The 20,655-nt window shown below is 52.1% G+C and carries 19 protein-coding genes; 8 read left to right on the top strand and 11 right to left on the bottom strand.

The window, feature by feature from the left end:
* Positions 1 to 13: 13 nt before the first annotated feature.
* From PEL8287_RS10500 to cysQ, 6 genes are all read right to left on the bottom strand, one after another.
* Positions 14 to 979 carry a glycosyltransferase family 2 protein gene (locus tag PEL8287_RS10500; protein WP_176228615.1) on the bottom strand — a complete coding sequence of 322 codons (966 nt, stop codon included), beginning with the start codon at positions 977 to 979 and terminating at the stop codon, positions 14 to 16.
* A 201-nt stretch (positions 980 to 1,180) separates the two neighbouring features.
* Positions 1,181 to 2,203 (bottom strand): glycosyltransferase family 2 protein, encoded by a 1,023-nt coding sequence (locus PEL8287_RS10505; RefSeq protein ID WP_085892363.1) that lies wholly within the window; start codon positions 2,201 to 2,203, stop codon positions 1,181 to 1,183.
* A 43-nt stretch (positions 2,204 to 2,246) separates the two neighbouring features.
* Entirely contained in the window at positions 2,247 to 3,230 is a 984-nt protein-coding gene (gene galE, locus PEL8287_RS10510; protein ID WP_085892364.1) for a UDP-glucose 4-epimerase GalE, read from the bottom strand.
* 18 nt (positions 3,231 to 3,248) lie between these two features.
* Complete coding sequence (gene galU / locus PEL8287_RS10515; RefSeq protein ID WP_085892365.1) at positions 3,249 to 4,142, bottom strand: UTP--glucose-1-phosphate uridylyltransferase GalU; 894 nt, start codon at positions 4,140 to 4,142, stop codon at positions 3,249 to 3,251.
* A gap of 160 nt (positions 4,143 to 4,302) precedes the next feature.
* Positions 4,303 to 5,103, bottom strand: a complete 801-nt coding sequence (locus tag PEL8287_RS10520; protein WP_085892366.1) for a 3-deoxy-manno-octulosonate cytidylyltransferase — start codon at positions 5,101 to 5,103, stop codon at positions 4,303 to 4,305.
* On the bottom strand, positions 5,103 to 5,900 hold the full coding sequence (gene cysQ / locus PEL8287_RS10525) for a 3'(2'),5'-bisphosphate nucleotidase CysQ (RefSeq protein WP_085892367.1): 798 nt from the start codon (positions 5,898 to 5,900) through the stop codon (positions 5,103 to 5,105). The genes PEL8287_RS10520 and cysQ overlap by 1 nt, the downstream gene beginning before the upstream one ends.
* Before the next feature lie 135 nt (positions 5,901 to 6,035).
* Between cysQ and PEL8287_RS10530 the strand changes: the two genes are divergently transcribed.
* Positions 6,036 to 6,857 carry an ABC transporter permease gene (locus PEL8287_RS10530; RefSeq protein WP_085892368.1) on the top strand — a complete coding sequence of 274 codons (822 nt, stop codon included), beginning with the start codon at positions 6,036 to 6,038 and terminating at the stop codon, positions 6,855 to 6,857.
* Between the two features lie 33 nt (positions 6,858 to 6,890).
* Positions 6,891 to 7,061, top strand: coding sequence for a hypothetical protein (locus PEL8287_RS20030; protein ID WP_176228616.1), 171 nt, complete (start codon positions 6,891 to 6,893; stop codon positions 7,059 to 7,061).
* Between the two features lie 57 nt (positions 7,062 to 7,118).
* Here PEL8287_RS20030 and PEL8287_RS10535 read toward each other — a convergent pair whose 3' ends face one another.
* Positions 7,119 to 7,733: an alpha-ketoglutarate-dependent dioxygenase AlkB family protein gene (locus PEL8287_RS10535; RefSeq protein ID WP_085892369.1), complete on the bottom strand. Its 615-nt coding sequence runs from the start codon at positions 7,731 to 7,733 to the stop codon at positions 7,119 to 7,121.
* A complete protein-coding gene (locus PEL8287_RS10540; protein ID WP_085892370.1) occupies positions 7,730 to 8,179 on the bottom strand; it encodes a DMT family transporter in 450 nt (149 codons plus the stop codon). The genes PEL8287_RS10535 and PEL8287_RS10540 overlap by 4 nt, the downstream gene beginning before the upstream one ends.
* Before the next feature lie 258 nt (positions 8,180 to 8,437).
* On the opposite strand from PEL8287_RS10540, the gene dnaK reads away from it, so the two are divergent.
* The 3 genes from dnaK (at position 8,438) to radC (ending at position 12,496) form a co-directional block, all read left to right on the top strand.
* Complete coding sequence (gene dnaK, locus PEL8287_RS10545; RefSeq protein WP_085892371.1) at positions 8,438 to 10,348, top strand: molecular chaperone DnaK; 1,911 nt, start codon at positions 8,438 to 8,440, stop codon at positions 10,346 to 10,348.
* 76 nt (positions 10,349 to 10,424) lie between these two features.
* Complete coding sequence (dnaJ, locus tag PEL8287_RS10550) at positions 10,425 to 11,570, top strand: molecular chaperone DnaJ (RefSeq protein ID WP_085892372.1); 1,146 nt, start codon at positions 10,425 to 10,427, stop codon at positions 11,568 to 11,570.
* A gap of 161 nt (positions 11,571 to 11,731) precedes the next feature.
* Positions 11,732 to 12,496, top strand: a complete 765-nt coding sequence (gene radC, locus PEL8287_RS10555; protein ID WP_085892373.1) for a RadC family protein — start codon at positions 11,732 to 11,734, stop codon at positions 12,494 to 12,496.
* Here radC and PEL8287_RS10560 read toward each other — a convergent pair.
* From PEL8287_RS10560 to secA, 3 genes are all read right to left on the bottom strand, one after another.
* Entirely contained in the window at positions 12,493 to 14,052 is a 1,560-nt protein-coding gene (locus PEL8287_RS10560) for a substrate-binding domain-containing protein (protein WP_085892374.1), read from the bottom strand. The genes radC and PEL8287_RS10560 overlap by 4 nt on opposite strands.
* Positions 14,053 to 14,076: 24 nt before the next feature.
* Entirely contained in the window at positions 14,077 to 15,012 is a 936-nt protein-coding gene (locus tag PEL8287_RS10565; protein WP_085892375.1) for a hypothetical protein, read from the bottom strand.
* A gap of 179 nt (positions 15,013 to 15,191) precedes the next feature.
* Positions 15,192 to 17,888, bottom strand: a complete 2,697-nt coding sequence (gene secA, locus PEL8287_RS10570; RefSeq protein ID WP_085892376.1) for a preprotein translocase subunit SecA — start codon at positions 17,886 to 17,888, stop codon at positions 15,192 to 15,194.
* A 190-nt stretch (positions 17,889 to 18,078) separates the two neighbouring features.
* Here secA and PEL8287_RS10575 point away from each other — a divergent pair, with 190 nt between their 5' ends.
* The 3 genes from PEL8287_RS10575 to mutT are packed head-to-tail and all read left to right on the top strand — an operon-like array spanning position 18,079 to position 20,563.
* Positions 18,079 to 18,936, top strand: a complete 858-nt coding sequence (locus PEL8287_RS10575; RefSeq protein WP_085892377.1) for a peptidylprolyl isomerase — start codon at positions 18,079 to 18,081, stop codon at positions 18,934 to 18,936.
* A 2-nt stretch (positions 18,937 to 18,938) separates the two neighbouring features.
* Positions 18,939 to 20,168 (top strand): bifunctional glutamate N-acetyltransferase/amino-acid acetyltransferase ArgJ, encoded by a 1,230-nt coding sequence (gene argJ / locus PEL8287_RS10580; protein ID WP_085892378.1) that lies wholly within the window; start codon positions 18,939 to 18,941, stop codon positions 20,166 to 20,168.
* The gene (gene mutT / locus PEL8287_RS10585) at positions 20,165 to 20,563 is read left to right on the top strand and encodes an 8-oxo-dGTP diphosphatase MutT (protein ID WP_085892379.1); all 399 of its coding nucleotides are present in this window, start codon (positions 20,165 to 20,167) and stop codon (positions 20,561 to 20,563) included. The genes argJ and mutT overlap by 4 nt, the downstream gene beginning before the upstream one ends.
* The last annotated feature ends 92 nt before the right edge of the window (positions 20,564 to 20,655 follow it).

Here is a 20,655-nt window from a genome sequence, read left to right on the forward strand (position 1 = left end):
TACTGCCCTTCCCTCATGCCCAATTTCCCTTTGACATAAGCCCAAGGATCTCCAACTGCCGCCAGTTTATATACTTCTCCGACCATTTGCACCAAAGCTCTGGATTGTCTTTCAGGTTCTCGACGTAAGCTTTGTATTCCACACTTGCAGAGTAGTGTTGTTTTCTCGTCAATTCCTCCGCTGCCTTTTCACCAAACTCCCGCAGGAATTTCGCGTGCAACAGAACGCCACTGGCCTTCTCACCGCCCCATTCGTCATAAGTTCTGTTCAATCCCCTGGGCAAAAGCATGTGGGTTGAGTTGACATAGGCATAGCGCCGGTCCCATTTGACCAATGGTATCTTATTCAGCGCGGGTGCCTTTTTCGGGGCATCCGGAAAGAATACACGCGCACGCGGCCCCCCTTGTATCCAGAGGTTTCCGTAGAATTTATTCTGCTCGATCGTGTAGTTTCCGGGGTCAAACCAAGATGCAATTTCAATTGGGTTTTGCCCGGGCGTATATTGTACTGTATCAATGCGCCCTTTGGGATACATATCCAGGAGCATCGCGCCAAACGACGGAATCTGCGATACATCCAACCAATCAGTCAATGCGCGGATAGGACGGGTATCACAGAACGGGTAGACAAAAAGCTCGTCCGGATCGACAACCAAAGTCCAATGGCCGTGACCATATTTCTGCTGCAACCAATTCAACCAATCGACCCCAAAACGTGCCATCTTATAGCTTGCAGTGGTGCTCCATAATGACACGTCTTTCTGTTCGGCCAGATATTCGCGACCGCTATCGTTACTGTCATTATCAACCATCAGAAAATGCGACACCCCAAGATCGCGGTAGTATTTCATGAAATACGGTAGGCGGGTGTATTCGTTACGAAATGTCGAGAATAAAAGAATATCACCTGGTTTAATACGCTCGGTGCGGTCAACAACAGATTTGAGGGAAAAATGTTTCCGGTATGCGCGCAGCTTCATCCGCCTTCTGCGGAGCCGCAACCGGTATGACTGCCACAGGCTCAAGCTAGATTTTCCTCAAAATGTTTTTCTCATTACAGGACTTTGACCGTAGGAAATTAAAAATTTCCTTGCCGGACACGATCTCTGCTGTGGTGACGCCCGGTCTGACGTTTCCAAAGATACCCTGCACCTGACGTTTTGTCGGCAGCACATCCCTGTTCATACCCAGTTTCCCTTGGACATCAAACCCATCGCTTCCAATTGTCGCCACCCGATCAGACGCGTTGATCGATCACACCAGAGATCTGGATTGTCGGCAATACTATCATAATAACTGTCATACTGGCTGCTGTTGGCAAAATGTTCACCCCGTTTCTTTTCTTCGGCAGAACGCTCAGTCGCGGTATGAAGAAACTTCGTATGCAACAAAATACCCGAGAGCCGCTCCCCGCCTGCTTCGTCATAGACACAGTTCAATTGCCTCGGAAGTATAGAGTGGGACGAACTTACATATGCGTATCGACGATGCCATTTGACCAAAGGCGTCTTGCCCATGGTCGGCGCCCTGCGTGGTTGATCCGCAAAAAAATGTCGGGCGCGCACACCACCTTGTATCCAGAGATTCTGCAGGAGTGGTTGTTTGCGGATCATGTAGTTGCCGCCATCGAACCAGCTCAGAATCTCAAAGGGGTCGTCACCAGGCTGGTAAAGTCGATCATTCAACCGTCCCTTGGGATACATATCCAGCATCAGTGTCCCAAAAGAACGCCGACCTGTCTGATCAAGCCAGTTCACCAAAGCCTTTAACGATCGGGTATCATGATGCGGGTAGATTAAAATTTCGTCGGCATCCAAAGTCAGACACCAATGCCCATGCGCATATTTCAACTGCAACCATGTCAGCCAATCCACACCAAACCGAGACAACCTGTAACTTTGCGCTGTCGACCAGAGTGAAACATCGGGTTCTTTGGCTAGATATTCACGCGTGCCGTCATCGCTATTGTTATCCACAAACAGGAAATGGTTCACACCAAGCCTTCGATAATGTTCAAGAAAATGCGGCAAACGGATGAGTTCATTCCGCACAGTCGATACCACAAGAATATCGTCATCCAAAATCTGAGCGGTACGATCAGCCACCGGCTTTAATTGGTTGCGCTTGCAAAAGGCACGAAACAGAAACCGGCGCCGCTTCCACCGAAGCCGGTAAGCGTTCAACAAATTTCGTAAGATCTCCATTTTCAATCGTCAGGATTCCGCCGAATAGCTAGCAGAATTCGCGTCATTTGTTGTAATGTCCAGCCTGATGCCAACGCCAGGCATCCGCAATCATCTGATCCAGATGCGAGCGTTTCGGACACCAGCCCAGTTCTGCTTTGGCGCGGGTAGACCCTGACACTAACTTGGTACAGTCGCCGGGCCGTCTTGGACCCTCGACAACCGGGACGTCGCGGTTGGTAACGGCACCTGAATGATCTATCACCTCACGCACCGAAAATCCGCTACCGGTGCCCAGGTTGAACACCCGGCTACCTTTGCCCTCTTCCAGCCATTTCACACCCAGAACATGGGCATCGACCAGATCCATCACATGCACGTAATCACGGATACAGGTGCCATCAGGTGTATCGTAATCCGTGCCAAAGATAGTTAACGCGTCGCGCTTGCCGTCAATTGCATCCAACATCAGCGGGATCAGATGTGTTTCAGGTTGGTGAAATTCGCCCACTTCGCCGTCAGGATCAGCTCCGGCCACGTTGAAATACCGAAACACCACGTGATTCAGGCCATATGCAACCTCAAAATCGCGAAGCATATCCTCAATCGCACGCTTTGAGGCGCCATATGCGTTTATCGGATACTGCTTGCTATCCTCATTCAACACCACATTGTCCTGATCACCATAGGTCGCGCAGGTTGACGAGAATACAATATCCTTGCATCCGGCCTGCACGGCCGCCTGCAGCAGGGTCAGTGATCCGGCGACGTTGTTATGCCAGTATAACCCAGGCTCACGCATACTTTCGCCGACCTGACTGAGTGCTGCAAAATGCATAATGGCGACCGGTTGATATGCCGCAAAAACCTGATCCAACCGGGCGCGATCCGTCAAATCACCCTTTTCAAAAGGACCAAATTTGACCGCGTCTTCCCAGCCGGTGCTCAGATTGTCGTAGGTAACGGGAATGTAACCCGCAGCGCGCAACGCCTTGCAAGCATGCGAACCGATATATCCGGCACCGCCAGTAACAAGAATATTCGTCAACGCCCGCCCCCCGGTGGATTATTGTGCTGCTTTCTCCGCGTGCACAACATCGTTCAAATAGCGCCAAAGATCATCACGCAAGTCATCCCGGGCAAGCGCAAACGCAACAGTCGCCTGTAAAAATCCAGCCTTGGAGCCACAGTCAAAGCGCTCTCCCTTAAAGCGATATCCAAAGACTTCTTCGCCTTTCAGGCGTGCGTCATCAATCGCATCCGTTAGCTGAATTTCACCTCCTGCACCGGTTTTCTTTTTGTTCAACATCTGAAGAACTGTTGGTGTCAGAATATAACGGCCGATCACCGCCAAATTCGATGGCGCCGTCCCGGCCACGGGTTTTTCCACCATGCCGTTTGTCGACACAATAGACCCCATGTCTTCTTTAATATCCAGGATACCATAAGACGACGTCATATGATCGGGCACTTCCATGGCGGCAACGATATTGCTCTGGGTTTCTTCGAATGCATCAACCATTTGTGCCAAGCATGATTTTTCGGCTGCAATAACGTCATCCGGCAGAATCACGGCAAAAGGTTCGTTCGCAATCAATCGACGTGCACACCACACCGCATGACCCAGGCCAAGCGGTTTGTGTTGCCGCATATAGGCAATCTCACCGCTATCCATGTTAGTGGACTTCAAGATCTCAAGCAGTTCGTCTTTGCCTTTTCGGCGCAGTTCCTGCTCAAGCTGCGGGGCATTATCGAAGTAGTCTTCAAGCGCACCTTTGCCGCGCGACGTTACAAAGATGAACTCTTTGATTCCAGCTTCGCGCGCTTCATCAATCGCGTATTGTACCAAGGGACGATCAACCAGAGTCATGATTTCCTTTGGTACGGATTTGGTCGCTGGGAGAAACCGCGTGCCCATTCCCGCGACCGGAAAAATCGCCTTGGTAACTTTTTTACGCATTTACTGCTCCTCAAGGTCGCTAGATTTATTGTACATTACAAACGTCGAATTTGCATTGTGTTAAAGGGGAAAGAAGGAGAAATTTTGTCCTCTTGCCGCCCACGTCGTGATTTCCGGCAAGTACCTGCTTATTTTTTCATTTTTTACCCGCCAGAGCAAATCAGGGCATCCCCATCTCTACCATCATGGCCTCAATCCGAGGGACATCTTCGGGGTTATTCAATTCCCAAAACTGCCGCCCACGGGCCACGACTTCAACACACAAAAGCGCACGGCCTCGTTCCAGAAACCTCAGTTGTTCCAAACCTTCCAACGCTTCCAAAGCACCTGAATCCCAAGTTTGATAATCCGCAAGGGCCGCAGGGCGATAGGCGTAAACCCCCACATGGTGAAAAACCGGTGTCATTTCATGGTCGCCAAATGATTGCCCGGTATATGGAACTACCTCTTTCGAGAAATAAAGAGCATGCCGATTGCAGTCGAAAACTGCCGTCGTGCCGCCTACACGCCCATTAGCACGATCCTCAAGAAAACCGTTTAGTGCCCGACCGTCGCATCGCAAAACAGGTGTTGCCACTTCCGCTGTGGCATCCCTTTCCAGCCCATCGACTAGATCTTCCACAAACCAATGAGGAGTCAACGGCGCATCACCTTGAAGGTTGACGATAATATCGTATCCACCGCCCAGGTTTTCATACGCCTCTGCACAGCGCTCAGTACCATTGGTACAGGCCTCGGATGTCATTACAACTTCGGCCCCAAAAGCCTGGCATGCTTCGCGAATACGCGCGTCATCAGTTGCCACAACAACCCGACTTGCACATTTGACCTGCTTTGCTGCCTCCCATGATCTCTGGATCAGGCTTTTGGATTCTCCGGTAGCGCCGGTCAGAGCGGCCAGAGGTTTGCCCGGATATCGAGAAGAAGCGTAGCGCGCGGGGATGACAATCAATACGCTCATTATGCTTCTTTCAGAACAACTTTGGGCGAGTAGGCAATGAAGAACGGATTGGCATATCCGTCTTTGCCGTAAACGAGTGGCAAATGATCGTCAAAACGGACCACCTTACCGCCAGCACCCTGCAACACAGCGTGTCCAGCCGCCGTGTCCCATTCCATCGTGCGGCCGACGCGGGGATAAATGTCAGCTTCACCAGTGGCAATCAGACAGAACTTCAGTGAAGATCCGGCGCTTTTCATATCCTTGACTGCATATTTGCTGATGTAGTCATCGGTTGCCTGGTCACGATGCGATTTACTTGCCACAACCATCAATGCATCGTTATCTGGCTCGGATACCTTAACGGGTGCCAGTCTGCCAACCCGACCATGGTCAAACGGGGCCGCTTCTTCGACCGCACTCCCGTCGGCCAATGTAAAGAACATCCGCTCTTTGGCTGGCGCATAAACCACGCCTCGGGTTGGGGTTCCATTCTCGACATAGGCTATATTAACCGTGAAATCTCCGCGTCGGTGAATGAATTCTTTCGTTCCGTCCAAAGGGTCAACGATCAAAAAAGTATCTGCAGTCTGACGATGAGAAGCGGCCTGCTCCTCTGTTACCAGCAGAACATCGGGAAATGCGGCTCTCAGCCCCGCTGAGATAATCGCGTCTGCTGCCTCATCAGCTTCAGTCACGGGACTGTCGTCAGATTTAAGCTTCACGTCGAAATCATCAGCATTGTATATTTCCATGATCCTATCGCCGGCCTCGAGGGCAAGACGGCGAATGACCACCACAAGCGTTTCATAATCCAAAGTCGTCTCCTGCTTGGTCAAAGGCGTCACAACGCCAAAGTTGATAGATTTATCGGCGCCCCTTATGGTACGCTGCTAACGAGACAGCAAGAATTCTGTATTACCAATCATCAGGCAGTCTGTCGTAGCAGGGCCATGTTTCAAAGCGTAAAACCCAAATCCTCGATTCAATCGGCGGTTTCTATCGTCGAATTGGTCTACCATTCGGTGGTTCGCGACGTCCGCAAGGGCCACGGCAATGCTTTTGTTGCGCTTGGGTTGAATATGGTGCAGGCCATCAGCCTTCTTCTGGTTTTTTATCTAGTATTCACCGTTCTTGGCCTTAAGGGCGCACGGCTTCGTGGTGACTTCCTGCTCTACATGTTGTCAGGAATTTTTCTATATCTAACACACATTAAAGCCCTTGGGGCCGTCGTAGGTGCGGAAGGACCGTCATCGCCGATGATGCAACACGCGCCGATGAACACAATCATTGCAATCGCTGCTGCTGCAATTGGGGCGCTTTATCTTCAGGTTTTGTCACTTTTCGTTATCCTGTTTGCCTATCACGTGGCCTTTACTCCGTTCGAGGTGGCACAGCCGCTACCAGCTTTCGGAATGCTGCTGGTGGGATGGTTCACCGGCGTTGCAGTTGGCATTGTCCTGCTGGCGATCAAGCCCTGGTTTCCAGGTTTCGTAGGAGTATTTACCACCGTCTATCAACGCGCCAACATGATTGCGTCCGGCAAGATGTTTGTTGCAAATTCACTGCCTACGTTCATGTTGAACATGTTTGATTGGAACCCACTCTTTCATGCAATCGATCAATGCCGGGGTTTTGTATTCATAAATTACTCCCCGCATAATTCATCTGTTTCCTATCCGATCTATGTTGGCCTTGTGTTGTTGATCATCGGGTTGATGGGCGAATTCTATACCCGCCAATACGCCTCCAGCAGCTGGAATGCCCGACGCTGATCCACAGCGCCAACATTTTGGACCCGGATTATTTTGATTGACAGCTATCACTTCAAGGCCGTCGGTGACCTTGATATCGATCTGGCCGATGCCATGCCTGAACAGGACGATATGCCGGATCAGGATGATCGGGACGACCATTGCGGCAACTGGGATGTTGACGAATTCAACTTCGAGATCGATCGATATCCGGTACAACTTTGAATTGGCCTGAACAGCCATTGATCACTGCAAGGGGCGCGTTATTGCGCGCCCTTTGTTTTATTCAACGACACGACAGGTCAGATTAATTCTCCCGCCCTTCGGTAATAGCTGCGACGTTCCAAATCTGATCCTGTCGACACCGTGATAGGTCAGTCGGGCCTTTCCTCCCATCACAACAACATCACCCGAATTCAGCCAGATAGACTCGGTCTTTCCTCCCCGGCTTGTATTCCCGATACGAAACAGACCTTCATCACCCAATGACACAGACAGAACCGGCCAGGAAAAATCGGCTTCATCTTTGTCTTGATGCATCCCCATACGGGTGCCGTCACCATAGAAATTTATCAGGCAACAGTCGGGATCACGTGTGTCGCTTACCAATGCATGCCAGACTGACAACACAGTTTCAGGAATCTCGGGCCAGGCGCCGCCGCCAGGATGCCGGTCCACATAACGATATCCGGCCCTGTCCGAGAACCACCCGTATTTCCCGGCCGATGTCATCCTTACCGACATTGACTTTCCATAAGGAGTCTGGGGAGAAAATAACGGGGCACGCTTAACCACTTCGCGCAATTCGCTCAATAAATGGCACTGTGCATCCGCATTCAGATACTGTTTGTAAATATCAAAGCCCCGTAAGGTGATTGTTGGCTGGGCCAGACTCATCCTTGCGTTGACAGCAAAACGCCGCCCGCTACCATGATTGCCGCCAGCAAGCGTGGCCAGGCAATTTCACGTACCGGCAGGCCAAATGCACCAAACGCATCCAGTGCGATGCTGCCCACTATCTGCCCTAGAATCAAAGCAGCGGTCAGCGTAAGCACTCCCAATTTTGGCACGCTGTAAACAGCGACCCAGACATAGTAGGCCCCAAGGACACCGCCGCCCCATGCCCACCAAGGCACACCTCGTAGTGCATCGACCTTGGGTAGCGCATCACGAAGCACGACGACGATCAGCAGCAGCAAAAAGCCGACACCAAATGAAATCAGCGCTGCGGCCATACTATCACCCAATGAAATGCCCAAGCGCGCGTTTATTGGTGCCTGCGTCGAGATCGCGACTCCGGCAAAAAATATTCCGACTAGTGCAATCCAGTAGCCTTCACTCATTCCTTCGCCCCCTTCGAATCCTTCCAACGTTGGTCTGCTCTTCGGACCGACTGCTGCAGACCCCACTGTATCAGTGTTATTTTGCTTCAAAAACGGACAAATTCGCCCCTGGGAACGGTTGCAGGGCCACACCCGCCTGCCTATATACGCCCAGAAGCGCGGCAACTGATTATCAGCGGCCGTCACAACATCGGGAGCCAGATGCCGAAACGGGTCGGGTTTCCGCAACATCGCCTATAGTAGAAGGGATCGAAAAACATGGCCAAAGTCATCGGTATTGACCTCGGAACCACAAACAGCTGCGTCGCCATCATGGATGGCAGTGCCGCCCGTGTCATTGAAAACTCGGAAGGGGCACGCACCACGCCCTCGATTGTCGCATTCACAGACAACGAACGCCTTGTTGGCCAACCAGCCAAACGTCAGGCTGTTACCAATCCAGAAAACACCATCTTTGGCGTGAAGCGCCTGATCGGTCGTCGTGCAGATGACAAGGATCTTGCCAAAGACAAGAAAAATATGCCGTTCAACGTGATCGACGGTGGTAACGGCGACGCATGGGTCGAGGCCAAGGGCGAGAAATACTCCCCAAGCCAGATCAGTGCATTCATCCTTGGCAAGATGAAAGAAACAGCCGAATCTTATCTTGGCGAAGAAGTGACACAGGCCGTCATCACGGTGCCTGCGTATTTCAACGACGCTCAGCGTCAGGCCACCAAAGACGCCGGTAAAATCGCCGGTCTGGAAGTGCTGCGTATCATCAACGAACCAACAGCCGCTGCTCTGGCCTATGGTCTCGACAAGGAAAACACTCATACCATCGCAGTTTATGACCTTGGCGGTGGTACATTCGACGTGACCATCCTTGAGATCGATGATGGTCTTTTTGAAGTGAAATCAACCAACGGCGACACCTTCTTGGGTGGTGAAGACTTTGACATGCGCATCGTTAACTACCTGGCGGACGAGTTCAAAAAAGAACACGGCGTAGATCTGACCAAAGACAAAATGGCCCTGCAGCGTCTGAAAGAGGCTGCTGAGAAAGCCAAGATCGAACTTTCCAGCAGTTCGCAGACCGAGATTAACCAGCCCTTCATCTCGATGGGCGCGGACGGCTCGCCGCTGCACATGGTTGTGAAATTGACCCGCGCCAAGCTTGAAAGCCTGGTAGGCGACCTGATCAAAGCCTCGATGAAGCCCTGTGCCGCCGCATTGAAAGATGCCGGCATGTCCGCCAACGAAATCGACGAGATTGTTCTTGTCGGCGGTATGACTCGTATGCCCAAAGTGGTTGAAGAAGTTACCAAGTTCTTTGGCAAAGAACCCCACAAAGGTGTGAACCCCGACGAGGTTGTCGCCATGGGTGCCGCCATTCAGGCTGGCGTTCTGCAAGGTGACGTCAAGGATGTGGTTCTTCTGGACGTGACCCCGCTGTCGCTTGGTATTGAAACCTTGGGTGGTGTTTTCACGCGCCTGATTGACCGCAACACCACGATCCCCACGAACAAGAGCCAGATCTTCTCGACCGCCGAAGACAACCAGAACGCAGTGACGATCCGGGTTTTCCAGGGCGAGCGTGAAATGGCAGCTGACAACAAGATGCTGGGTCAGTTCAATCTGGAAAACATTCCGCCCGCCCCGCGCGGCATGCCCCAAATTGAAGTCGGATTTGACATCGACGCCAACGGTATTGTTTCGGTTCAGGCCAAGGACAAGGGCACCGGTAAAGAGCAAAAGATCACGATCCAGGCCTCTGGCGGCCTAAGTGACGAGGACATCGAAAAGATGGTCCGCGACGCCGAGGAAAACGCCGAATCCGATAAGGCGCGCCGTGAACTGGTCGAGGCCAAAAACCAGGCCGAAAGCCTTATAGACTCGACCGAAAAATCGATGGAAGAGCACGCCGACAAAGTCGACCCAACCACAATTGAGGCGATTGAACTGGCGATTGCCGCGCTCAAAGACGAGTTGGAAAACGAAGATGCCGGTAAGATCAAGTCAGGCATCCAGAACGTCACCGAAGCGGCGATGAAGCTTGGCGAAGCCATCTACAAGGCAAGCCAGGACGACGCGGCGGACGAGCCTATGGCTGCTGATCATGCCGGGGCCGGTGATGACGATATTGTCGACGCCGACTTTGAAGATCTCGACGACGACAAGCGTGCCTAAGGCACGTTAAGGAACCTGACAGGGCCGGTTCGATAATCGTGCCGGCCCTGTGTGTTCCCTCAAAAGGAGATCCCTGATGGCCAAACGAGACTATTACGAAGTACTTGGTATATCCAAAGGCGCTTCGGCCGACGAGATCAAAAAAGCTTATCGCACGAAAGCCAAAGAGCTTCATCCAGACCGGAACTCTGACAATCCCAACGCCGAAAAGCAGTTCAAGGAAGCGGGCGAAGCATATGACGTTCTAAAAGATCCGGAAAAAAAAGCCGCTTATGACCGTTTCGGCCACGCCGCATTTGAAGGTGGCATGGGAGGTGGTGGTCGCCCCGGAGGTGGTGGTCAGGGTGATTTTGCCAGCGCATTCTCCGACGTATTCGACGACCTTTTTGGAGATTTCATGGGTGGAGGCCGTGGTGGCGGTGGCCGTCAACGTGCCTCCCGCGGATCAGATCTTCGCTATAACCTGCGCGTAACCCTGGAAGAAGCGTATTCGGGCCTGCAGAAATCAATCAATGTGCCCACAGCCATTGCTTGCGGCGCATGTGATGGCTCCGGAGCTGAAGGCGGCGGTGAACCAGCAACCTGTCCGACCTGCTCGGGCATGGGTAAAGTCCGAGCACAACAAGGTTTCTTCACCGTCGAACGCACTTGCCCCACATGCTCCGGCATGGGGCAGATCATCAAGAACCCCTGCAATACCTGCGGCGGCCAGGGCCGCGTCCAAAAAGACCGCGCTCTTAATGTGAATATTCCTGCAGGTGTTGAAACCGGCACCCGAATTCGTCTCGCCGGCGAAGGTGAGGCAGGCATGCGTGGTGGTCCGCCGGGTGATCTCTACATTTTTATTGAGGTGGCCAAGCACAAACTTTTTGAGCGCGAAGAAACCAACCTGTTTTGTCGCGTGCCCGTTTCTGTGACAACAGCAGCACTTGGCGGTGATATCGAAGTGCCGACAATTGACGGTGGTCGTAGCCGCGTTAAGATTCCGTCAGGTTCCCAATCTGGTCGTCAGATGCGCCTTCGTAACAAGGGCATGCCCGCACTGCGAGGCGGAAGCACCGGCGATATGTTCATCGAACTATCTGTTGAAACACCCGTGAATTTGACATCAAAGCAGAAAGAACTGCTGCGCGAGTTCGAAGCATTATCAGAAGACAACAACCCAGAGAGCAAAAGCTTCTTCTCTTCTGTGAAATCCTTTTGGGATGCTATGAAAAGTTGATACTTGATTTCGGTTGGTGAAGGCTCAATCGGTGCGTGATCTCACGCACCTTTTGTTTCCTTCCAATGAAATCAGCGGCCCTGTTGGTATGAGTTTATTGCGGAAACCATAAGACAGACGTCTTTAACCATTCGCTAACTCTGTTGCGGCAACCTTGCGCAATGTCTGATCCGCATTCTTTTTCTGAAATTTCTTTGCCCTTATTCAAGGGTGATGAAGCATTGATGACTGATGCGCTCACCCCCGGCAAACAACCTTCTTATATTCGCGATCATCGTAAGCGCCTGCGCGAACGCTTTCTTCTGGGCGGTGCACAGGCGATGCCGGATTACGAGTTGTTGGAATTGGTCCTCTTCCGCGCCATTCCGCGGCGGGACGTCAAACCGCTCGTTCATCAGCTTCTCAAACAGTTTGGAGACTTCAACAGCGTCGTTTCTGCACCGGCAGACCAACTTTCCATGGTCCCTGGCGTTGGCGCGGCCGTGATCACAGAGCTCAAAGTCGTCGAAGCCGCCGCCCACCGCCTCTCTCGATCACGGATCATGCAACGACAGGTGATCTCGTCCTGGGAGGCGCTATTGGACTATTGCCATACTACGATGGCCCACCGCGAAATTGAACAATTTCGTGTCTTCTTTCTTGATCGAAAAAATGTTCTGGTCGCAGATGAAGAACAGGCGCGCGGCACCGTTGATCACGTACCGGTCTACCCCCGTGAAGTGGTCAAACGCGCGCTTCAACTAAACGCCAGCGCACTGATTTTAGTACATAATCACCCTTCTGGTGATCCCACGCCTTCGGAGGCTGATATCGGAATGACAAACCAGATTCAGGCTGCTGCCGAAACCATGGGTATCACTTTGCATGACCACCTGATCATTGGAAAATCATGCGAAATCAGCTTCCGCACACAAGGGTTTCTCTAGCGCACCCACACCTCAACGCGCCGATTGACCTGCCTGCCCCAAGCGCTGTCATCACAAGCCATTGGCATCGCTTCTCCAAAGGCTTCGGTCTCTAGCCCGATTCGTGACAGGTTTGCCGTCACAGCCGCTGCCGTCACCGCTTTGCGCACCGTATCAGCCCGGCGAATGGCTATTTCTCGATTGGCCTCGGCTGGACCATCGCCATCGCTGAAACCAACGAAAACCAATCTCCGCGAATCAAAAAGGCCTAACTCCATTGCGCGCGCCAATTGCTGCACATTTGAACGTGATTGCGCATCCAGCCGGGCCGATCCAGCCTCGAATCGGAAGGTGGTTGTAAGCCGTTTCAGAGGCGCCAGCGTGCGTACCATGCGCTGCAATTCCTCCAGCGCTACCTCTTCACCTGCCTGCACAATTGCATTTGCAAATCTGTCACCTTGAGCGTTGATTTCAATTTCTTCGGGTGCCTGATCCACAAATCCTGCCCGCCGGATCACAAGCTGTGCGGATGGGTCGCTCATGTAGGTTAAAAATTCGCGCAAAAGTTTCGGAAAGCGCCGCGCAGGCAGGTATAGAAATAGGGGGGCGGTCAGAGGATAATCTTCAGTTTTTACCGCTCGGCGGGTTGCGCGCAGGGCAAACCCGCAGTCACCCTTCAACGCCAACTCCCAGGTATTTCCAACCTCGGAGCGGCTGGTAACACCCAATGCAAACGGGTCGGTTGAAACTGCTTTGGTGAATTCGGCGCTTGTACCATGGCGAACGGCACCTTCAATAAGTGCCATATTTTGTGGCGTCAACAGTCGGTCAACGGTGGCCTGCCCCAAGCCGGAACCAGAATCCCAAAGATGCACCAAAATTGGGGCGTCCGGCCCACCCAAGGTTGCCCAGTTTTCAATCTTACCCGCTAGCACCTGCGCCAATTCCAGCGTTGTGATTGCTTGCATTGGATTGCTAGGCGCCACTACCGGCACCAGGGCATCCAGCGCAAGGATACGGCTTCGCCCCCGCGCGGTCAGATCCCCGATACCGGCCGCACGCGCGCGCTCAAGTTCATTGAGTCGCGGCTCACGCAGCGACATGGCGACATCAGCCTCATTCGCCAGCAGATCGGCAAAGCCTTCGTCTGTATTGGTCAGTTTAAAATTGAATTCACCAAGAAGATTGCCGGTCCTGCGCTCTGACAAGGAATATCTATAGTTAAATTCAGAAATCTTTTCACGCCGCAGATCATATTCATTGCGGATTGCAAACGCCTCTATTAAGGCAGGCATAAGGACGCGCCCAATCGTCGGCGCCCCTGACAGGGTTACACGCGCCACGTAGTTTTCAAGATCAGGGCATCCCGGCCCTTCACATAATACACCTGATCCATCGATCGTCAGTTCGCCGTATATGGTATCCAAACGGTAAAATTCTCCGTCAAATCCCAACAGGTCACCCGAAATTTCAACGGCGCCATCGCGCGATGTCAAGGTAACGTCCTGCGCAATGGCAAAAGGTGGTAAACCAAAAAGAATAAGTGCGGCGAAAATCGCCACACGTGCCAATGTCATTAAATGACCCCCTGTCGCTGCGGTTTATTTCTGCGCGATCTTCATGTCATTGAACGTATTTTTCAACACCAGAAAATCGCCAACCGCATTGCAATCAGGCATGGCCAGCACGATTTCCTGCGCCTTTGCGACCGAACCCTCGATAATCTGAAGTGTTTGCGCTTCAACGTTACGCCCACAATTACCGTTTGTCACTTCGGCTTCGATACTCAAACGTACTTCACCTTCGTGTACGGCCGTAGCTACAGGGAAGGTATAAACCTCGGCCAGCAGCGGATTATCTATGGCCATCGTACCGAGCCGGGTTAGATATCCACCCTCGCCAAGGGCTGCGGCCTTCATATCACGCGGTGCATCGGCCCAGACATGCCCGACATCCCCGTAGTCGGCAGCATATTCAAGCGCATGGATATGAAATCTGCTTGCGCCACGCCATTGCACCACCGCACGACCATAGTTTTCCAGCGATGTCACGCGTGTGCTGGCCACCACTCCATTTCCGCCAGGGAAAGAAACAATAAAGACCGGCTGCTCTGTTAAGGCTGGAATCGTCAGTACACTATTTCCGTCACTATTTGTGACTTCGCTGAACATCATTCCATTGTGGTGAACGGTAAACCGCTGGTTAATCAAACAAGGCGCCACCAAATTCAACTTGACCATGGCGGCAGCAATCGCTGTAGCCGAAAGTTCAAGTTTACATTCTCGTCTAGGTGCCAGGTCTCGCTTTGAATACTCCAAATCCAGTTTGTCTGGACTCACCGAAGCCGATGCTACTTTTTCTACTGAAAACTGCGTTGGTTCTGAGGATGATTTCGGCGGGGCCGGTTCGGCAGACGTCAAAACAACGTTGGATATCAGAATTTCATCTGCAGCCCGAGCGTCAAGAGTCCGGCCAGCAGTTGGTTCAATCTGCTTTTTTTCGATTGGATCAGGTGCTGCGCTGCTTGTGGACTGCATCAGGTACCCGATGCTTAGCGCACAAACCAGTGTTCCCCCAGCAGTCACAAGTCGTCTTGCCGTAACCATAGCATCCTCCCACACCTGGAAAAGGTAGAATCAAGAGCTATTTGACAATCAAGGCTGACATAAGGCGTTGCCGCGGAGTCTTTCGGGCCGCCCTGAGGCAGCCCGATTAATCAGGCAAGCCGTCCGTGGCAATGTTTGAATTTCTTGCCAGACCCACAAGGGCACGTCTCATTCCGTCCAGGATTACCCCATGTTGACGGGTCGGATTCGTCAAAGCCGGAAACTGCGTTTTCTGGGGTCTCTGCTGGCACCGACGGGGTTGCGGCCTGCTCCATCGCGGCCCGCTGTTGTGCAATCTGATCCACCATCAATTGCTGTTCTTCCTCCGTCATCGGGCGAATCTGAGACAGCTTTTGTGTCACGTCGTGGCGCAAGCTATCGAGCATCGACTCAAAAAGCTGAAATGCTTCGGTCTTATACTCATTCAGAGGATCACGTTGTGCATAACCCCTAAAGCCAACCACGCTGCGCAGATGCTCCAAAGTCAAAAGATGTTCGCGCCACTTGTTGTCGATCGTCTGCAGCAACATCTGCTTTTCGATCTTACGCATGTTCTCTGACCCGAACTGCTTGGTCTTCTGTTCCATAAGTTCGTCAGCAGCTTTTTCAATCCGTTCGGCGATCTCTTCGTCATCAACGCCCTCTTCACCCGCCCACGCAATAACCGGCAAATCCATATTGAGCTGTTCAATCACTGCTGCATACAGGCCTTCGGTATCCCACTGATCAGCATAGGTTTTAGGAGGCATAAAGGTGTCGACAAGATCGTCGATCACCTCATTGCGCATATCCTGCACGATCTCGGAAAGATCATCAGCTTTCATGATATCCAGCCGCTGCTTGAATATCACCTTGCGCTGCTCATTCATCACGTCATCGAACTTCAACAACTGTTTGCGGACATCAAAGTTATGACCTTCAACTTTGGCCTGGGCACGCTCCAGCGATTTGTTCACCCAAGGGTGAATAATTGCCTCGCCTTCCTTCATACCAAGCGTAGACAAAACCTTTTCAAGTCGCTCCGACCCAAAAATGCGCATCAGGTCATCATCAAGGCTCAGGAAAAACGATGACCGGCCAGGATCCCCTTGTCGGCCAGATCGGCCGCGCAGCTGGTTGTCGATCCGGCGACTTTCATGTCTTTCCGTCGCCAAAACATATAGCCCCCCCGCTTCAAGCACCTTTTTCTTTTCATCTGCGTGCTCGGCTTCAATTCGGTTGCGGATCGCTTCAGGGTCAGCCTCTGGGTCAGCGTCAAGTGCTTCAAGCACCTTCATTTCGACATTACCACCTAACTGAATGTCTGTACCGCGCCCAGCCATGTTAGTAGCAATTGTCACCGCGCCAAATTTACCGGCATCAGCAATAATTTGCGCTTCTTTCTCGTGCTGGCGCGCATTCAAAACATTGTGTTTTATATTCGCTTTGGTCAGGTGTTCGCTTAGTTTTTCCGATTTCTCGATCGAGGTCGTGCCAACAAGAATTGGCTGTCCCTTTTTGTACGCTTCTTGAATCGACTCGATGACCGCTTTGATTTTGTCATTCGCATCGCGATAAACGGCGTCGTCATCGTCAACTCGTGCAATCGGTTGGTTTGTGGGCACTTCGACCACACCCAAACCATAGATCTCGGCGAATTCCTCGGCTTCGGTCACAGCGGTGCCCGTCATCCCCGACAAACGATTGTATAACCTGAAGTAGTTCTGGAATGTTACCTGTGCCAGCGTGACGTTCTCGGCTTGGATACTACAGCCTTCCTTGGCTTCAATCGCCTGATGCAATCCGTCCGACAAGCGCCGACCAGCCATCATTCGCCCTGTAAATTCATCAATCAGAACAACCTGGTTATCGCGTACAATATATTCTTTATCCTTGTGAAACAACTTATGAGCCCTGAGGCCCTGGTTTACATGGTGAACGATCGTGGAACTTTCCGGATCATAAAGCGATTGCCCTTCCTCCAGCAAACCACGTGCATGCAGCAGGTTTTCCAGAAATTCATTACCTTCGTCCGTAAAGGTCACGTTCCTGGTCTTTTCATCCAATGCGTAATGCTCTTCGGACAGTTCAGGGATTAGTTTATCAATCGTAATATAAAGCTCGCTTCGGTCTTGTGCCGGGCCCGAGATGATCAAAGGGGTTCGCGCTTCATCGATCAGAATACTATCGACCTCGTCAACAACAGCAAAGTTGTGCCCACGCTGATACATGTCTTCCAGTGACGACTTCATATTGTCGCGCAGATAGTCAAACCCAAGTTCATTGTTTGTGGCGTAGGTTATATCGGCTGCATAGGCACCCTGCTTTTCACTATCCGGCTGTTGCGGATAGACAACCCCAGTCGTCATCCCCAACGCGGCATAAACCTTGCCCATCCACTCCGCGTCGCGCTTGGCCAGATAGTCATTGACCGTAACGATGTGCACACCCTTCCCCGACAACGCATTCAGATAGGAGGGAAACGTAGCAACCAGCGTTTTACCTTCGCCGGTTTTCATCTCGGCGATATTGCCTTGGTGCAGGAAAATTCCGCCCATCAACTGTACATCAAAAGCACGCAAGCCCAACGCCCTGCGCGCCGCTTCGCGGCAATTGGCAAATGCTTCGGGCAATAAATCATCCAAGCTTTCGCCTTCTGCAATGCGCTGCCTGAACTCTTCGGTTTTTTCCTTCAGTCCTTCGTCGCTTAGTGCTTCAAACTCTGGCTCCAGCAAGTTGATCTTTTCGACCAGCGGACGGGTTGCCTTGATCTTGCGGTCATTAGGCGTACCAAAGATTTTTTTGGCGACTGTTCCGATACCCAGCATATTTTATCCGTTCCGGTCTTTTGATATTTTGCGACTTGTCTAGTTCTTGCCCTGCCATAGCCGTCGCCGTACAACGTTCGTCAGATAGCAGGATTGCCTTTATCTTAAGGCGATGTAAGGGGCTGTTGTTAGACTGTCAACGTTACGCAACCGCACATAGCAGCGGGCGGCCATCTCAAAGGAAACTACTATGTCCATATGCACCAAAATCCTGCCCATTTTAGCACTGTCGGTGTCGCTTCTATCTGGCCATACAGCAAGATCCGAAGACGCTCTCAACCCTGGCAGGATTTTAGCAACTGTGAACGGTGTTGAAATTACCTTGGGCCACATGCTGGCTTTGCGCGCAGGCCTGCCGGAACAATACTCGGAGGTTTCGCCCGAAGTTCTTTTTAAGGGTATTCTTGACCAGCTTGTACAGCAAACCCTGTTAATGCAGTCAATCAAAGACAAGCCGTCTTTACGCACAACCCTGCTTATAGAAAACGAGCGCCGCGCGATCATTGCAAGCGAAGCAATCGACAAGGCAATGGGGCCTCCTTTGGAGGAATCTGCACTTAAGGCCGCGTATGACGCGAAATACTCTGGGCCATCTACCGAAACTGAATACAGGGCCGCCCACATACTTGTCGAATCCGAGGAAGAAGCAAAAGCGCTGGAATTGGAGTTACAAGACGGCGCTGATTTCGCGGACCTTGCAAAGAAACATTCCGTTGGCCCTTCCGGCCCGGCAGGTGGCGCGCTTGGCTGGTTTGGGGCTGGTGTGATGGTAGAGCCATTTTTCGAAGCGGTCGTTTCTCTTGAGCCTGGTCAGGTTTCATCCCCGGTTCAGACTCAATTTGGCTGGCACGTGATCAAACTGGAAGAAACACGTATAAAAGAGCACCCTGCATTTAAAGACGTTCGCGACAATCTGGAAAACGAGTTGCGCCAGTCTTCATTTGACAACCTAATAAAAAAACTAGAGTCAGCAGCCAAGATTGAACGCATTAACCCCGAAGACTTTGATCCTACTATCGTTAATAGGACAGACCTGCTGGAGAAATAAAAATGGGCGCTCCCATACCCTTGTCCCCCCTTGCCCCAAAATCGTTTCCCAAACTTCCGGTCATTGGCGGCGTCAGCTTTGCCACTGCTCAAGCCGGGGTGCGCTACCAGGGCCGCACAGATGTGATGCTGGTGCAGCTTGCATCGGGAACGTCCATTGCAGGGGCCTTCACCCGATCGGCCACCAGGTCTGCTGCGGTTCTGGATTGCCAGGCCAAGATTGGCGGTGACAGCGAAGAGCCCGCTGCAATCATCGTCAATTCAGGTAATGCCAACGCTTTTACCGGGCGCAATGGCGCCGACGCCACACATGCCGTTACATCGGCTGTCGCCAAAACTCTGGGGATACCCGAAACGCGCGTGTTCTCTTCGTCCACCGGCGTGATTGGCGAGCCTCTTCCGCATGATCGCATCACCGCCAAACTCGAGGAACTGGCTGGAAACCTGTCGTCCGATTCAATTGAGGCTGCAGCACAGGCCATCATGACCACCGATACATTCCCCAAGGGGTCTGGAACCACGGTCACGATGGATGGCCAAGCGGTTCACATAGCTGGCATTGCCAAAGGCTCGGGCATGATTGCGCCGGACATGGCGACGATGCTGGTTTACATTTTCACCGACGCCGTCGTGGAGCGCTCGGTGCTACAATCCATGGTCTCAGCGCTTAATCAGTCAACATTCAACTGCATCACAGTTGACAGCGACACGTCTACCTCTGACACGCTTTTGGTTGCCGCAACCGCAGCATCGGGCATCCGAATTACCGAAAACAGCATCGGTTTCATGGAAGGGCTTCGGCGGGTCATGCTTGACCTTGCACATCAGGTCGTGCGTGACGGCGAAGGCGCCACCAAATTTGTAGAAGTATCTGTTTCAGGCGCTGCAAGTGACGATGAGGCAAAGACCCACGCCATGGCCATCGCAAATTCACCCTTGGTAAAAACGGCCCTCGCGGGTGAAGACCCAAATTGGGGGCGGATTGTCATGGCTATCGGCAAATCCGGCGCCCGCGCAGATCGTGACTCTATTTCCATCAGATTTGGTGACATTCTTGTCGCCAAGGAAGGCTGGGTAAACCCGGAATACAGTGAAGAAAAAGCCGCTGCCTACATGAAAAATCAAGAGCTGGAAATTCATGTAGATCTCGGGCTTGGCGGTGGTACGGCTGTTGTCTGGACCTGTGACCTTACCCATGGTTACATCGATATCAACGCCGACTACCGATCATGAAAACGCTTCTTGTCTCTGCTGTAGCGCTTGTTGATGTTGATGGGCGCATCTTGCTGAGCCAAAGGCCGGAAGGCAAATCAATGGCGGGACTTTGGGAGTTTCCCGGCGGTAAGGTAGAACGGGGTGAAACACCCGAGATTGCATTAATTCGAGAACTGGAAGAAGAGCTTGGCATCAACACATGGACCAGCTGTTTGGCCCCGCTGACATTTGCCAGTCACAACTACGGGGATTTCCATCTTTTAATGCCACTCTTCGTCTGCCGGAAGTGGCAGGGTGTGCCAACTGGTAAAGAAGGGCAAACGCTTAAATGGGTAAGAAGCAAAGACCTGAAATCTTATCCGATGCCTCCTGCAGACGTTCCGCTCATTCCAATCCTTCGCGACTGGATATAATAGCAGGCCGCATAAGCTGCTAGTTTTTAACAGCCTTCAAAACCAAAGCCTCAGTACTTCCTTGATCCGGCAAACGGGCACGATTTGGGCTG

Source organism: Roseovarius litorisediminis (genome assembly GCF_900172295.1).
GTDB lineage: Bacteria > Pseudomonadota > Alphaproteobacteria > Rhodobacterales > Rhodobacteraceae > Roseovarius > Roseovarius litorisediminis.